This window comes from Pedobacter rhodius (assembly GCF_027213645.1).
GTDB lineage: Bacteria > Bacteroidota > Bacteroidia > Sphingobacteriales > Sphingobacteriaceae > Pedobacter > Pedobacter rhodius.
In genome coordinates this window covers 469712-486333 of sequence record NZ_JAPWGL010000002.1, presented here as the reverse complement: position 1 = coordinate 486333, position 16622 = coordinate 469712, and the positions used below count along the sequence as shown (strand labels likewise).

Below are 16622 nucleotides of genomic sequence, written 5' to 3'. Positions count from 1 at the left end.
TAAAATATAAAGCCATTAAAAGGTATTGTCATAAGTTGACAATACCTTTTTTATTAAATCGGTTCTTGTTTAACTTTCACTTTTATCAATCTTTTGAAGGTATCCGGTAGGGGTAACTCCAAATTCTTTTTTAAAAGCTTTGGTAAAATAAGATTGGGTCTGAATACCAATCCGATACATGACCTCTGTCATCAGTACATCTTCAGTTTTCATGATTTCAATTGCTTTCCTGAGTCTTGCAGATCTTACAAATTCGCCAATCGATTGGCTGGTAATTGACTTTATTTTTTGATAGAGCTTTGTTCTGCTCATACCGATTTCCCTGCATAAATAATCAATATCCATTTCAGGATTTATCATCTGTTCATCAATAATGGTTATAAGTTTTGCCAGGAAGGCTTTATCTTTTTCCGAATGAGCGAGCGCTCGTGGTTCAGTTTCTCTATTTTTTAAATAATGATCTTTTAATTTTTGTCTTTGCTCAAAAATATTTTTGATGGTAATTTGTAATAAGCTGATGTTTATCGGTTTAGTAAAATATAAATCTGCACCGGATGTAGCACCATCTATTTCTGCTTCGATACTATTCTTAGCCGTTAGCATCAAAAACGGAATATGACTGGTTTCAATATCATCCTTAATAATTTTGCAGAATGCTGTTCCACTCATTCCGGGCATCATTACATCACTTATAATAAGATCAGGTAAATATTTTTTTGCCTGTTCCAAACCCGAATGGCCGTCAAATGCTTCTGTTATTTTATAAAAAGGGCTTAAAGTTTCTTTTAAAAAGGTTCTGAGTTCTTCGTTGTCGTCAACTATAAGAATCGTAGTGTCTGAATTTTCCTGGTGATAATCAACTTCAGGCTTCTTTTTTTCTGTTTCTGAGTTGTATGTAATGCTTTCTAATCTTGTTCCTCCAGATTCGGTGCTTTGATTAAACTGTTCATCCAAAGCGTAATCTTTTTTATCACTCGGAATACCAATGATGATTTCAGTTCCTTTATTTCTTTCGCTCGAAACTTCAATTAATCCCTTGTGCAATAAGGTTAAGCTTTTCACAAATGCCAAACCGACACCAGAACCTAAATGCGTTTCCGTAATACGATAATAACGCTCAAATAAATGTTGAATAGATTCTTTAGAAATGCCAATCCCACTGTCAACCACCCTGAAGTATACATAAGAATTTGCCTGATAATCACTTTTAATACTAAGTTGATTCTCGAATTTTGGTTTAAAATTATGTAGTGAGGTTAATACCTGAAGCTTCAGTATGCCTCCGGGTTTGGTATATTTTAAAGCATTATTTACCAGATTTAAAATGATTTTTTCTATAATTTGTCTATCGAACCAGATATCTGTCGGAAGATCATCTTTTTCTACTGTAAACCGGATATTTTTATCGCCCGCCATATCTGAAAATTCTTCCGCAACTTCATCAATAAAAAGATTTAAATTTCCATTTATTGCATTAAGTTTCAGGGCACCGGATGCTGTTTTTCTAAAATCCATTAACTCGTTAATCAACCTCAGTAAACGGTTTGCATTTCGGTTTATGGTATGGTAATAGTTATGGAAAGCTTCATGTGTATCTTCTTTTAATAAACGCTCAATCGGACCCAAAATTAAAGAAAGTGGTGTGCGGAACTCGTGTGAAATATTCGTAAAAAACTGCAGCTGCGTTTGATGTATTTCTTCCTTTTTATCTTCTTCGATTTTTCTTAATTCCAATCGCCGTTTAAAGCTTAATCCTAAATATGCAAGGTAACCGGCAAGCAGAATGGCCAACATCCTGAACCACCATGTAGACCAAAATGGCGGACTGATGATTACTTTTACAGATGCACCTTGATTATTCCATACATCATCATTGTTTGATGCTTTTACCCTAAAAGTGTATGTTCCGGGATCTAAATTGGTATAAAAAGCCTGTTTAACATTTCCAACATCTATCCAGTCTTTGTCTTCTCCATCTAATTTATAGGCATAATTGTTATTCTCGTTAGAAACATAGTTTAATCCGGCAAAACGGAAAGAAATGGTTGCCTGATTATAATTCAGTTTAATCTCTTTAGTATAACTGATGTCACTTTCAAGTACCGAATCATCGGAGTTTGGCAGGATTTTTTGGTTAAAAATTTGAAATTCCGTGATGTAAACCGGCGGAGCAAACTTATTGGTTTCAATATCATCTGGAAAAAAAGAATTGAAACCATTTACACCACCAAAATACAGCTCGCCATTTTTTGTTTTTAGGCAGGAGTTGGCCTCAAATTCTAAGCCCTGTAAACCATCACCGGTATTGTATTTCTTAAAATTATGGTTTTTTGGATTAAATTTAGTTAAACCATTTGATGTTGATATCCAGAAATTACCTTTAGCATCTTCAATAATTCCTTTCACGAATTCAGTACCTAAGCCTCCTTTTGTGGTATACAGGTTAAATTGATTCTTTGCCCGATTGAAACGGTAAAGCCCTGCCTGACCAATCCATAAATCTCCTGCACTATCTGAAAAAATTACCCTTAAATCAGGCAGTTTCCCGCCGGTGATAAAGTAATGCGTAAAAAGCTGTGTATTTAAATTATAACAGTTTAATCCGCCATCGTCGGTACCAATCCAAAGGTTTTTATACCGGTCTTCATTGATAGAAACAATATTATTTCCCATCAGTTTAGTACCTTTTTTACCATCATAAATACGCCTGAACTGTTTTGTCTTGGCATCAAAAAGATTTAATCCGCCATAGTATGTTCCAATCCATATGTTTCCATTACTGTCTTCAAACGTCTTTTGTACGTAATCAGAAGAGATAGATCCCGGGTTTGCTGTATGGTTATAGCGTGTAAAAGTTCCATCACTATTCATTAAATTTAAGCCACCTGCCCATGTACCAACGAATAGGCTTCCGTTTCGTGTCTGCGTAATATCCAGTATGGCATCAGCCCCGATACTTCTTGAATCAAACGGGTTATATCGATGGTGTTTAAAAGAATGAGTAACTTTATCGTAAATATCGAGTCCACCTCCGTCAGTTCCAATATAAATTTTTCCTGCATTATCTTCACAGAAAGCCCTGACATCATTATAGCTTAAACTATTCTTGCTGGGCTCCTGGCGAATCAATTTAAATTTTTCAGCCTGCGGACTATAAAGATTTACACCGCCACGATGTGTACCAATCCATAAATTACTTTGTTTATCTACAAATAGTGCAGATACAGTTCTTTGCGATAAACTCGAGTTATTTCCTGGCTCATTTTGAAAATGATTGAATCGCGCTGAAACCGGGTCAAAAATATCTAAACCTCCATTAATACCGCCAAGCCATAAATTTTTATACTTATCGAAAGCAATGGCCCTTACTAAATTGCTGCCTATGCGGTTTTTATCTTTTTCGTGATGCTGGTAAATTTTGATAGTATTTGAGCTGGGCTGAAAACGGATAAGTCCGCTTTCTTCTGTTGCAAGCCAGTAATTACCATCAGCCGATTTTTTAATCGCCCTGATAATGTATTTCTCTAACCCGGCAATAGATTTTGATTGATTTGTTTTTAAGTTTAGAACTTGTAACCCGACATCGGTAGCCATCCATATATTATCTGAGGCATCGCAATACAAATCGTGTATAAAATTTTTTCGAATGAGCTTAGGATCTGATTCGTAATAATAAGGGGCGAAAGAATTTGTATTTTTATCGACCAGGTTAAGCCCACCGCCGTAAGTAGCAACCCAAACCCCTTTATCAGTTTCTTTAATAGAAGTGACGGTGTTTTTATTCTCCCCGGATTTGTAGATAGCGAAATTATTCTTCTCCGCATTAAATTTATTCAGACCATCGGAAGTACCGATCCATAGGTTTTTATTTTTATCTTCAAAAATACACCTGATGAAATTATCACTTAAACCGCTTTTTGTTTTATCATGCCTGAAAACAGTTATCTGGTTACCATCATATTTGTTTAAACCATCTCTGGTGCCAAACCAGATAAAACCACGATAGTCCTGAAAAATACATTCTATCGTACTGTTAGATAAACCGTCTTCTAAATTAATGTGCTTGAATTTTAAATTTTGCGAAAAAACATTTTCGATCGTGAAAAGTAAAATAACAAAATAATAAATTTTGATTCGGGTGGTCATTCAGTATTTGATCAGACAGTTAAGAGCTAAATATAAGTGATTTCTATTTATTCACGGTTATCCTTAATCAGGTTGTTATTGGAATACGTCGGGGGCGGCTATCAGTATAATCTACAGGTCGTAATTCCATACCCGAAATAAAATTTGAAAGCGGTGCATGAATGCGATTTAAGCAAGAAATGCTCCAATGAAAGAACGGCGCTGTCAATTGCTTAAAGTACTCTTAATGCATAAAATATGTCGAATAGCACAAAAGAAATGTACGATAGAACAAGTGCTTGAGCGCGAGAAAAACGTGATTTGTACCATAATTCTAACCAACATATTCTATGCACATTTTTACATCTTTTCTCAAGGGTAACAAGCGGACGTTGATGCTTTTACTATTGATTTTTACAAGCGGATATCTTTTTGCACAGCAAGCAACCATTACCGGAGTTGTTAAAGCGGCTACCGATAATTTAGGAATGCCGGGCGTAAGCATTCGTTTAAAAGGAACAGTAATTGCAACGGCTACAGATGCAAATGGAAATTTCAGTATTAAAATTCCAGCTAAGGCGGGGATTTTGGAATTTACCTCCGTGGGTTACAAAATACAGGAAATCCCTGTTTCTCAAACAACTTCATTAACCGTCACTTTAAGTGAAGATGCTTCCAATTTAAGCGATGTGGTCGTGGTTGGATACGGAACAACCAGAAAACAAGATTTGACTGGTTCTGTTGCCGTAGTAAGTGTTAAAGATTTTCAAAAGGGAAGTATAACTACGCCTGAACAAATGCTTTCAGGTAAAGTTTCAGGTGTGGCAATTACTTCTAACAGCGGTCAGCCTGGAAGCGGAAGCACGATTCGTATTCGTGGAGGTTCTTCTCTAAATGCAAGCAACGACCCATTATTTGTTATTGATGGGGTTCCATTAGAAAATGGAGGGGTTTCTGGTGCTTCTAACCCCCTGAGTTTCATCAATCCTAATGATATTGAAACGTTCACGGTTTTAAAAGATGCATCAGCAGCAGCCATTTATGGTGCAAGGGCTGCAAATGGTGTCATCATCATTACTACGAAGAAAGGATTAAGTGACGCTTTAAAAGTAAGCTTTAATTCGGTAAATTCTCTTTCTGCATTGACTAAACAACTAGATGTCTTAACAGCTGATGACATCCGAGCTATTGTAAATTCAAAAGGAACGGCAGCACAGAAAGCAAAACTGGGTACAAGTAATACCAACTGGCAAGACCTCATTTACCAGGACGGTTTCTCTACCGATAATAACATCAGCATAAGCGGGGGGATAAAAAAATTACCGTATCGGTTATCAATCGGTTATCAAAACCAGACAGGTGTTTTGAGAACAGACCAATTGCAGAAAACTTCAGCAGCAGTTGTTTTTAATCCAAGGTTTTTTGACGACCATTTAAAACTGGATGTTAACCTTAAAGGAAGTATGCAAAAAACACGTTTTGCCAATACCGCTGCAATTGGTGGTGCAGTTAGTTTCGATCCGACACAGGCTGTTTACACCAATAAACCGGAATATAATGGTTATTGGGAATGGCTGGATCCTACTACGCCAACCGGTTTGGTTAACCTGGTCGGACGTAACCCGGTTGGTTTACTGGAACAAAGGGAAGACAGGGCAAAGCCCATGCGCAGCATCGGTAACATTCAGCTGGATTATAAATTTCACTTTCTTCCCGAATTACACGCCAATTTTAATGCAGCTTATGATGTAGCTTCTGGTAAAGGAACTGTTTATGTAGATCCAAAAGCAGCCGAAACAATTTTAAGCAATGGCGTAAATAACCAATATAAACAGAACAGAAGAAATACCGTTCTGGATTTTTACCTGAATTACGTTAAGGAATTTAAATCGATAAAAAGTAGAGTTGATGCCACCGCAGGTTATTCGTATAACGATTACTTAACCACTCAATATTACTACCCTAGTTTTGATGCCAATGGAAATAAGGTAGCTAATTCTGATCCTGCTTTTGCTTTCAATAAGCCGCAATACAGATTGATTTCTTACTTTGGAAGATTAAATTACAGTTATGACGACAGGTTTTTGCTAACCGGAACAATTCGCCGGGATGGCTCTTCACGATTTGGCCCGGCCTATAAATATGGTGTTTTTCCATCGGTAGCTTTAGCCTGGACAATTAAAAACGAATCGTTCTTAAGAGATAGTAAAACCATTTCGGCTTTAAAATTTCGTGTAAGCTACGGCATAACCGGTCAGCAGGATGGTATTGGTAACTACAGCTATATGTCTACATACGGTTTGAGTTCGTTAAATGCGTCATATCAGTTTGGAAATACGTTTTATCAAATGTATCGCCCCAGTGCTTATATCGCTAATATTAAATGGGAAGAAACGGCAACAGCAAACATCGGTTTAGATTTTGGATTGTTGGATAATCGCATTACGGGTAGTGTCGATTTTTATAAAAAGAAAACCAGCGATTTGTTAAACTTAATCCCGCAACCGGCAGGAACAAATTTTTCGGCTAACGCAATTGTAAATGTTGGCGATATGGAAAACAAAGGTGTTGAACTTACCTTAGATTTTAATCCCGTAAAAGGAAAAGATTTTAACTGGGATTTTAGTTTCAATGGAACTTATAATAAAAATACCATTACTAACTTAACCATTGTACCAAATGATCCGAACTATGCAGGGTTCCCGAGTGGAACAATAGCCGGCGGTGTTGGTGGACAGAATGCATTTATCAATGCTGTAGGCGGACCAAAAAATACATTTAACTTATTCGAACAAACTTATGACCAGAATGGGAACCCGATAGAAGGTGTTTATGTAGACCAAAATGGAGATGGCTTAGTTAATGAAAATGATTTTAAAAAAGGTAAACAAGCAGATCCAAAGTTATTTTTAGGTTTTAGCAATAATTTGAGCTATAAAAAATGGAATTTATCTTTTACGCTGAGGGCAAATTTAGGCAATTACGTATACAACAATAACTACAGTCAGAATGGGAATTTAAATCAGATTCTGGGAACCGCCGTGATTTTAAATGCTTCGCCAAACTACCTTACAACTAATTTCAAAACGCAACAATTGCTGAGTGATTATTATGTGCAGAATGCATCCTTCCTTAGAATGGATAACCTGAATCTGGGGTATTCTTTCGGGCAGGTACTGAAAACCAGGGCAAACCTGCAATTAACGGCAAGCGTTCAGAATGTATTTGTGATTACAAAATACCAGGGGCTGGATCCGGAAGTGGCATCCGGCGTGGATAATAATATCTATCCGCGACCAAGAATATTCTCTTTAGGCTTAAACGTTAATTTTTAAGACAATGAACCACTTAAATAAAAAATATATGAAACCACGTGTTTTACAGATATTCATACTGACTTGCGCTGCTGTAATTTTTACATCATCATGCAATAAATTAGATTTAGTGCCCACAAACGATCTGACTGCTGATAAGGTGTATACCTCGGCGTCGGGTTATAAACAAGCTTTGGCTAAGGTTTATGGTGCTTTTGCATTAACAGGAAATGCATCAGTGGGGCAACCGGATATTCCGGCAGAAATTATTAAAGATGAAGGAAACTCAGATTTTCTTCGCCTATACTGGAATTTACAGGAATTAACCACAGATGAGGCGGTCTGGTCGTGGCGTAATGATGCGGGCATTCAGGGTTTGCACGAACTAAGCTGGTCGTCAATCAATTCAATTATTAACGGGCTGTACTATCGTTCGTTTTTCCAGATTACCCTTTGTAATGATTTTATCAATCAATCATCGGATGATAATTTAAATAAAAGGGGAGTTGTAGGTGCAGATGCCGATCAGGTTCGGAGGTTTAGGGCAGAGGCGCGCTTTATAAGGGCTTATCAGTATGCTGTTTTGATGGATATTTATGGTAACCCGCCAATGGTAACTGAAGCTACTCAAATCGGCGGTAAGGATTTGCCTAAACAAATCGCCCGTAAGGATTTATTTGCCTACGTGGAATCGGAATTAAAAGCGATTGAAAATGATTTGGCTGCACCAAAAGCAAATGAATACGGCCGTGCAGACAGGGCAGCTTCCTGGGCTTTACTTTCAAGAATATATTTAAACGCCGAAGTATATACAGGTACCGCCAGGTATACGGACGCCATTACCTACTGTAATAAAATTATAGCAGCGGGTTATACCCTTCATGGCAATTACCGTGAATTAACCATTGCAGACAATCATTTAAATACCGACGAAAATATCTTTACCATTAATTATGATGGAACGAGCACTCAAAATTACGGCGGTACAACATTCCTGATGCATGGCCCTGCACATGTGCCGGCTACGGTTTCCGGCTCCAGCGGCGATTGGGGCGGGCTAAGAATTACACAGCAATTTGTTAATCTGTTTGCCGATAAAACGGGTGCTACTGATACCAGAGCACAGTTTTATATGTCCGGGCAAAACATGGATGTGGAAGATTTATATGTATCGAATGATGGTTATTCCAGTACAAAATTCAGAAATAAAACCCGGTCTGGCGGACCTGCACCACATCAGGATGTGGCTAAAGATTTTTCAGATATCGATTTTCCGTTATTTCGCCTGGGTGAAACTTATTTAACTTATGCGGAAGCGGTTTTACGTGGCGGTTCGGGAGGAAATTTGGCAACGGCATTGGATTATATAAACAAGCTACGTACCCGGGCGTATAACGGGAGTTTAAGTGGAAACATCACATCGACAGCTTTAACAACCGATTTTATTTTAGATGAACGTGGACGTGAACTTTGGTATGAAGCTGTTCGCCGGACAGATTTAATCCGTTTCAATAAATTTACCACGGCTGCGTATTTGTGGGCCTGGAAAGGTGGCGTTAAAGGGGGAACAGCTGTAAACGGCAGATATAATCTTTTTCCATTGCCGCCTACAGATCTTTCTGCCAATCCAAATCTTCGTCAGAATACAGGTTATTAACCCAAAATAATGAAGCTACCCTGATTTTAGCGTTACAAAACGATTAATCAAATCACAATAGTTTCGACACAATGAAAACACCAATAAAAAGATGAAAAAAATATCAATTCAGATTATATACGCCTTTCTTTTAACCAGCCTTTTTCTGGGTTGCAAAAAAGATGCAAGTACAAATATTGTTGTACCGCCAAAGGGTAGTTCAATGGTTTTTAAAAGCTCGGTATCAAGTGTTGTTTTAACGGCTGCAACAGATGCAAGTAATGTAGTTACATTCAGCTTTAATGCGGCAGATTTTGGAGTTAGTATAGTGCCCACCTATTCATTGGAATTTGATTTACCGGCTGATACCAGCGGCGCAAATGCATGGGGAAATGCTGTTATCGTAAAGCTTCCCGCAGGAACATTAAGTAAAACCTATTTAGGTGCAGATTTTAATTCACTCTTATCAAATCAGCTAATGCTGCCAACAGGTGCGGTAAGCACGCTGGTCGTAAGACTAAAAGCAGAAGTTAATCAAAATACCGGCGCTGCATCAGTAATTAAACCGATTTACTCCAGTTTAACTTTAACAGTTAACCCGTATAAAGCTACAATAGAGTATCCCGCATTAATGGTAAGGGGAGGTAATTCATGGAAAACACCAGCAGTCAGAACCAATGGTTTTGTTTTAACTTCTTCTAAATTCAATGCAAAATATGAGGGTTACCTAAACTTACCAAATGCGGACGGATACGGTGGCGATGCCTTTCAACTGGTCTCTTCAAAGGATGCAGCCAAAGTTTATGGCTGGGGCGGCACTGCTACAACGATGAGTTTGACCGGAGGTAATTTGTACCTTACACCTGCGCCTGCTTATATGAAAGTTAATGCAGATGTAGATGCTTTAACCATCACTTACACGCCAGTTAAGTTCTTTATATCTGGTGACGACAATGGATGGAGTACTTCTGCCACGCCGCTGGTATATAACGCAACAACCATGAAGTGGGTTGCCTCAAATGTATCTTTAACAGCCGGTAAAACATTTGTTTTTACCGCTAACGGAAGTTATGACATCAGTTATAAGGTAGATGCAACCGGTGCATTGGTTTTTGCAGGTGCACCAACCTGGGGTGGTATTAACATCCCGATTACGAAAACAGGCGTTTTCACGGTTACCTTGGATTTAAGTGCCGGAGATGGTAATTATACTTATTCTATAAAATAGAAAGGATGTTAAAAAATATGAAAAAGATTAGCTTTGCCTTTTTGCTGACAATACTCAGTTTTGCCTGCAAAAAATCGGCGATAGGCGAAACACAGATTTATCCGTCGCCGGATCCGGTTGGAACCTATGCATTAGGTGCAGATGTAAGCTGGCTGACAGAAATGGAAGCGACAGGCAGGAAATTTTATAATGCATCAGGCGAGCAGCAAGACTTACTTAAAACATTAAAAGATAAGGGCATTAATACCATTCGCCTCCGGGTTTGGGTAAACCCCGTTTCAGGTTATTGCAATACTGCTGATGTACTGGTAAAAGCAAAAAGGGCAAAAGCCATGAATATGAGGTTATTAATTGATTTCCATTATAGCGATTCATGGGCAGATCCGGGTCAGCAAAATAAACCGGCCGCCTGGGTAAATCAGGATTTTGTCACTTTAAAAACTTCCGTTTACAACCATACAGTAGATGTATTAACCACATTAAAAACAAATAATATCATTCCGGAATGGGTTCAGGTTGGCAACGAAACCAATAACGGGATGCTGTGGAATGATGGAAAAGCATCCGTAAATATGAAGAACTTTGCTGATTTAGTACTTTCCGGTTATAACGGCGTAAAGGCTGTTAATTCGTCAACTAAAGTGGTGGTTCATATTTCAAATGGATATGATAATAGTTTATTCAGATGGATATTTGATGGATTGAAGGCCAACGGTGCAAAATGGGATGTAATTGGCATGTCGATGTATCCCTCTGTAACAGACTGGTCTGCAAAAAATACCCAGTGTTTGGCAAATATGACCGATATGGTTTCCCGTTACGGCTCAGAAATAATGATTTGCGAAGTGGGCATGCCGGTTTCGGAGGCTGTTGCCTGTAAAGCTTTCATTAAGGATTTAATTGTAAAAAATAAATCTTTAACAAATAATAAAGGCTTAGGTGTTTTCTATTGGGAACCCCAATCTTACAATAGCTGGAGCGGTTATAAACTCGGTGCTTTTGATGATACCGGAAAACCTACAGTTGCAATGGATGGTTTTATGCCTTAACGTTAGTTTTTTGCATTAAGATTTTCTTTCGCCTCCATCAGGAAAACGAAGGTATACTTGGTGGTGTTGGCGTGTGATTATTCCCTGATTGATGGCGGATCTTTATCGTAATCTTTAATGTATTATTTTTACCTATGTTTTTATTTAAAAAGAAATTACTTCTAATTGCTTTAAGTATCTCGGCGCAAATTGCCGTTGCACAAAATAAAGAGGGGATTTATGTTGATGCTTCCGGAACAATCCGGTGGGAAAAAGACAATAAAGAAGCTGCATTTTTTGGCACAAATTATACGGCACCTTTTGCCTATGGAAACCGGGCAATAATCAGAACTGGACAAACTGCAGAACAGGCAATTAAAGATGATGTTTATCATTTCGCCAGATTAGGTTTCGATGCTTTTCGTGTTCATGTTTGGGATCAGGAAATAGCTGACGCGGAAGGGAATCTGATTAATAATGAACATTTACGTCTTTTCGATTTTCTCATCGCGGAACTTAAAAAGCGAAAAATTAAAACTTTGATTACGCCCATTGCTTTCTTGGGAAATGGTTATCCGGAAAAAGATGAAAATACAGGCAGTTTTTCTTATAAATACGGAAAGCAAAAAGCTTTAATAAATGAAGATGCATTTAAAGCCCAGGAAAATTACCTCAGGCAATTTTTTAAGCATAAAAATCCATACACCGGTTTAACCTATCAGCAAGATACGGATGTGCTGGCCGCCGAGGTAAATAATGAACCGCATCATAGCGGACCAAAAGAACGCACCACAGAATACATTAACCGAATGGTTGCCGCTATCAAAAGTACAGGCTGGACGAAACCGATTTTTTATAATATAAGCGAATCGCCCTCATATGCAGATGCTGTTGTTAAAGCAAATGTTCAGGGGCATAGTTTTCAATGGTACCCAACCGGATTAGTTGCCGGACATACTTTACAAGGTAATTATTTGCCAAATGTAGCAAAGTATAAAATCCCTTTCGACACTATTCCTGCATTTAAAAACCGGGCAAAAGTAGTTTATGAATTTGATGCAGGCGATGTAATGGCACCAATTATGTATCCGGCAATGGCCAGAAGTTTTCGGGCTGCAGGTTTTCAGTGGGCAACGCAGTTTGCTTACGATCCAATGGCAACAGCCTATGCCAATACAGAATATCAAACACACTATTTAAACCTGGCTTATACCCCGTCAAAAGCAATAAGCATGTTAATTGCTTCGAAAATTTTTCATCAACATTCCAGATTGGATAGTTTGAATAATGGCAACGCTTTCGGCGTTTTTAAAATTGATTATGGAAATTTCCTGAGCGAGATGAACAGCAAAGATGAATTTTATTATTCAAATTCAACCAGCGCAAAAGTTGCTGATGTTAAAAAGCTAAAGCATATTGCCGGTGTAGGCCGTTCGGAAATTGTTCATTATCAGGGTAAGGGCGCTTATTTTTTGGTTCAGGTAACAAAGGGTGTCTGGCGGCTGGAAGTTATGCCCGATGCCATTCAGATTCGTGATCCTTTTGAAAAGGCATTGCCCAAAAGAGAAGTAACCAGAATTAACTGGGCAACCTTGCCAATGGATATTAACCTACCGGATTTAGGCAAAGATTTTACGGTAAAAGGTTTAAATAAGGGAAATGAGTTTCACGCAGAAGCGCTTAAAAACAGGCTTAACATTACTCCAGGCACTTACCTGTTAATTAGAAAAAACTTAAAAACAAGCCTCAATGCGGAAAGCAATTATAAAAATATTGCTTTGGGTGAATTTGTTGCGCCAAAAGCTTCACCCGAAGGCGTTTTTGTAAAACACCAATCATTATTAACGGTTTCAGAAGGTGTTTCTTTAAAAATCAATGCTGAAATTGTAGGCCTGAACCAGAAAGATTCTGTTTTTGTTTTGTTGAACGCCGGAAACCCGACGAAAAATATTCCAATGCAAGAACTACAAGCTTACTCTTTTTCAGCAGAGGTTCCCGCATCGCTGGTAAAAAACGGTATATTAAAATATCAAATCATTATCCGTAAAGCCGACGGCGATTACTTAACTTTTCCGGCAAATAAAAATATAAATCCCAATGCCTGGGACAATCCGGAACCTCAAAACTATCAAACCTATGTAGCCGGAAAAGGTGCAATTATAGAAATTTTCAATCCGGAAAGAGATGGAAAAAATATCAACCTTTACAATTCCGATTGGGAACACAATAAAGTTGAATACATTTCATCAGAAAACCCGTCAGAATTGAGTTTGAAATTGGCAATGAATCAGCCGAAAGCCAATCAATTAATGGGATTTCAAAGTTTCTTCGGTGATAAAATAACAGGCAGATCTACTGAAATTGATAATTTAAAAACGTTGGTTATCAAGGTTAAATCTAATGTTGACGGTGCAAAAATAAAAATTGGTTTAATTGATGCAGATGCGCATTTTTTCTCATCAGAATGTACTGTAAAAAAAGATTTTCAAACCATAGAAATTCCACTTAATCAATTAAAAGCAGATAGTCAGTTATTATTGCCCAGACCATATCCCGGCTTCCTGCCGTTATACTATCAATCTTCAGGTCAATCTGCCTTTAATTTAAAAAATACTGAAAAAATAGAAGTTACCTTTGGTTACAATTCAAATGCAAAACCAGTTAACATTTCTATAGAATATATTTACCTAAAATAAACATCACAAATACATGTTCCGATTCAGAAAATTACTTCTTACGCTTTTTATTATTGGCTTTTCTTATCTAAATGCTTTTAGTCAGCGAACTGAAATTTTGCTTGACGAAGGCTGGAAATTTTCGAAAGGAAGTTTTCCAAATGCTGCAATGCCCGGTTTTAATGATTCGCGTTGGGAAACCGTGTCTGTTCCGCACGATTGGGCAATTAGCGGGCCATTTGATAAAGAGATAGATAAACAGGTAAATATTATCACGCAAAACGGGGAAGATAAGCCAAGTGAAAAAACCGGTAGAACAGGTGCGTTGCCCTATATTGGCGAAGGTTGGTATAGAAAAAGCCTTAATTTACCGGTAATCAAAGCAAACCAGAAAGTGTTGTTACAAATTGATGGTGCCATGAGCGAACCACGTGTTTACCTGAACGGAAAGCTCGTCGGTCAATGGAATTACGGCTATAATTATTTTTACATCGATATCACCAACGAAATTAAACCGAATAATAATCTGCTTGCAATACACCTCAATAATAAGGCAAAATCCTCACGCTGGTACCCTGGAGCCGGATTATATCGTAACATTCATTTGATTATTAAAGAAGAAAATAGTGTCGACCAGTGGGGGATAAGCATAACAACGCCAATCGTAAAAAAAGAATTTGCCAAAGTTAATATCAAAACGAAATTAACCGGCGCAAATATTCGTTTAGTTACACAAATTCTGGATGCTTCGGGTAAGCAAGTGGCGATAGATACCGCTAAATCTATCTTTGGAAATGAAGCAGACCAAACTATCCGGCTTTCCAATCCAAATCTCTGGAGCCCCGAAACGCCTTATTTATATACATCTGTTTCAAATGTATATGAAGGGAATGTATTGAAAGACGTGGTGAAGACGAGATTTGGTGTTAGGGAGATCAGCTATCGGGCCGGAACAGGGTTTAGCCTGAACGGTGAGGTTAGAAAATTTAAAGGTGTTTGTTTACATCATGATCTTGGTCCATTAGGATCAGCAATTAATACGGCTGCTTTGAGAAGGCAATTGACAATTTTAAAAGAAATGGGTTGTAACGCCATCAGAAGTTCGCACAATATGCCGTCGCCGGAACAATTGGAATTATGCGATGAAATGGGCTTTATGTTCCTTGCCGAAAGTTTTGATGAATGGGCCAAAGCAAAAGTTGATAATGGCTATCACTTATATTTCGATACCGATGCGGAAAAAGATGTTGTTAACCTGGTTCGGGCAACTAAAAATCATCCCTGTATTGTAATGTGGAGTTCGGGAAACGAGGTACCGGATCAATTTGGTGCCGAAGGTGTAAAAAGAGCTAAATGGCTTCAGGAGATTTTTCATCGTGAAGATCCGACCCGCCCGGTAACCGTAGGAATGGACCAGGTTAAAGCAACCATGCAATCTGGTTTTGGTGCGTTATTGGATGTCCCGGGATTAAATTACAGGGTACATCTTTATCAGGAAGCATATAATGCTTTTCCACAGGGATTTATCTTAGGGTCGGAAACTGCATCAACTGTAAGCTCCAGAGGGATATATAAATTTCCGGTTGTAAAAGGGATAGATAAACAGTATGACGATTTGCAAACTTCCTCTTATGATATGGAATATTGCAGTTGGTCTAATCTTCCTGACGATGATTTTGTTTTGCAGGATGATAAACCCTGGGTTATCGGAGAATTTGTTTGGACAGGTTTCGATTATTTAGGCGAACCAACACCTTATGATGCCAGCTGGCCGGCAAGAAGTTCTTATTTTGGAATGTCTGATTTAGCAGGTTTACCGAAAGACCGCTATTATTTATATAAAAGCAGATGGAATAAAAATGAGCCAACACTTCACTTACTTCCGCACTGGAACTGGGCGGGGAGGGAAGGCCAGATAACCCCTGTTTTTGTATATACCAGTTACGATAGTGCCGAACTTTTTTTGAATGGTAAAAGTTTAGGGGTTAGGAAAAAAGATAATTCCACACCTCAGAACCGGTACCGGTTAATGTGGATGGATGTTAAATATGAACCCGGAACTTTAAAAGTTGTTGCCTTCGATAGTAATGGTAAAGCGGTAAAAGAAGAACAAGTCGTAACTGCAGGTAAGCCATATAAAGTTGTTTTAACAGCTGATAGAAAAGAAATAAGTGCAGACGGAAAAGATTTATCCTATGTAACGGTTTCAGTAGTGGATAAAAACGGTAATCCTTGTCCTACAGCGACCAACGCCTTAAAGTTTGATGTAAAGGGCGCCGGAAAATTTAAAGCAGTTTGTAATGGCGATGCAACATCCTTAGAATCATTTGTAAAACCTACGATGAAATTGTTCAGCGGTAAACTTGTAGTGCTGGTTCAATCTGATAAAAAAGGTGGAATAATAGAATTAAGCGTTAATGGGAAATCATTAAAGAGTGAAAGCATTAAAATTATTTCGAAATAACCATTTCCAACGAAGGCTTATCCGGATTAGATAAGCCTTCGTCTTTGTATGAAATCCGACTTACCTGTTGATCATTATGTCATGCTGAGCCTGTCTAAGACCTTTTTATAGTCGATAACAAAAAATATTTCTCCTTCAATCGACTTCGATCA

General features: G+C 38.1%; 7 protein-coding genes. 6 read left to right on the top strand and 1 reads right to left on the bottom strand.

Annotated features, from left to right (window positions below):
- Positions 1 to 69: 69 nt before the first annotated feature.
- On the bottom strand, positions 70 to 4146 hold the full coding sequence (locus O0931_RS07580) for a hybrid sensor histidine kinase/response regulator transcription factor (RefSeq protein ID WP_269414960.1): 4077 nt from the start codon (positions 4144 to 4146) through the stop codon (positions 70 to 72).
- A gap of 329 nt (positions 4147 to 4475) precedes the next feature.
- Between O0931_RS07580 and O0931_RS07575 the strand changes: the two genes are divergently transcribed.
- From O0931_RS07575 to O0931_RS07550, 6 genes are all read left to right on the top strand, one after another.
- Positions 4476 to 7460, top strand: a complete 2985-nt coding sequence (locus O0931_RS07575) for a SusC/RagA family TonB-linked outer membrane protein (protein ID WP_269414959.1) — start codon at positions 4476 to 4478, stop codon at positions 7458 to 7460.
- 4 nt (positions 7461 to 7464) lie between these two features.
- Positions 7465 to 9096: a RagB/SusD family nutrient uptake outer membrane protein gene (locus O0931_RS07570; RefSeq protein WP_269414958.1), complete on the top strand. Its 1632-nt coding sequence runs from the start codon at positions 7465 to 7467 to the stop codon at positions 9094 to 9096.
- 91 nt (positions 9097 to 9187) lie between these two features.
- Positions 9188 to 10303, top strand: a complete 1116-nt coding sequence (locus tag O0931_RS07565) for a SusE domain-containing protein (protein ID WP_269414957.1) — start codon at positions 9188 to 9190, stop codon at positions 10301 to 10303.
- 17 nt (positions 10304 to 10320) lie between these two features.
- Positions 10321 to 11352, top strand: a complete 1032-nt coding sequence (locus O0931_RS07560; protein WP_269414956.1) for a glycoside hydrolase family 53 protein — start codon at positions 10321 to 10323, stop codon at positions 11350 to 11352.
- A gap of 134 nt (positions 11353 to 11486) precedes the next feature.
- The gene (locus O0931_RS07555; RefSeq protein WP_269414955.1) at positions 11487 to 14027 is read left to right on the top strand and encodes a cellulase family glycosylhydrolase; all 2541 of its coding nucleotides are present in this window, start codon (positions 11487 to 11489) and stop codon (positions 14025 to 14027) included.
- A 13-nt stretch (positions 14028 to 14040) separates the two neighbouring features.
- Positions 14041 to 16470, top strand: a complete 2430-nt coding sequence (locus O0931_RS07550) for a DUF4982 domain-containing protein (protein WP_269414954.1) — start codon at positions 14041 to 14043, stop codon at positions 16468 to 16470.
- The last annotated feature ends 152 nt before the right edge of the window (positions 16471 to 16622 follow it).

Bases quoted from the DNA above. Each gene is read 5' to 3' on its own strand.
- O0931_RS07580 (WP_269414960.1), bottom strand. From the start codon at position 4,146: ATGACCACCCGAATCAAAATTTATTATTTTGTTATTTTACTTTTCACG.
- O0931_RS07575 (WP_269414959.1), top strand. From the start codon at position 4,476: ATGCACATTTTTACATCTTTTCTCAAGGGTAACAAGCGGACGTTGATG.
- O0931_RS07570 (WP_269414958.1), top strand. From the start codon at position 7,465: ATGAACCACTTAAATAAAAAATATATGAAACCACGTGTTTTACAGATA.
- O0931_RS07565 (WP_269414957.1), top strand. From the start codon at position 9,188: ATGAAAAAAATATCAATTCAGATTATATACGCCTTTCTTTTAACCAGC.
- O0931_RS07560 (WP_269414956.1), top strand. From the start codon at position 10,321: ATGAAAAAGATTAGCTTTGCCTTTTTGCTGACAATACTCAGTTTTGCC.
- O0931_RS07555 (WP_269414955.1), top strand. From the start codon at position 11,487: ATGTTTTTATTTAAAAAGAAATTACTTCTAATTGCTTTAAGTATCTCG.
- O0931_RS07550 (WP_269414954.1), top strand. From the start codon at position 14,041: ATGTTCCGATTCAGAAAATTACTTCTTACGCTTTTTATTATTGGCTTT.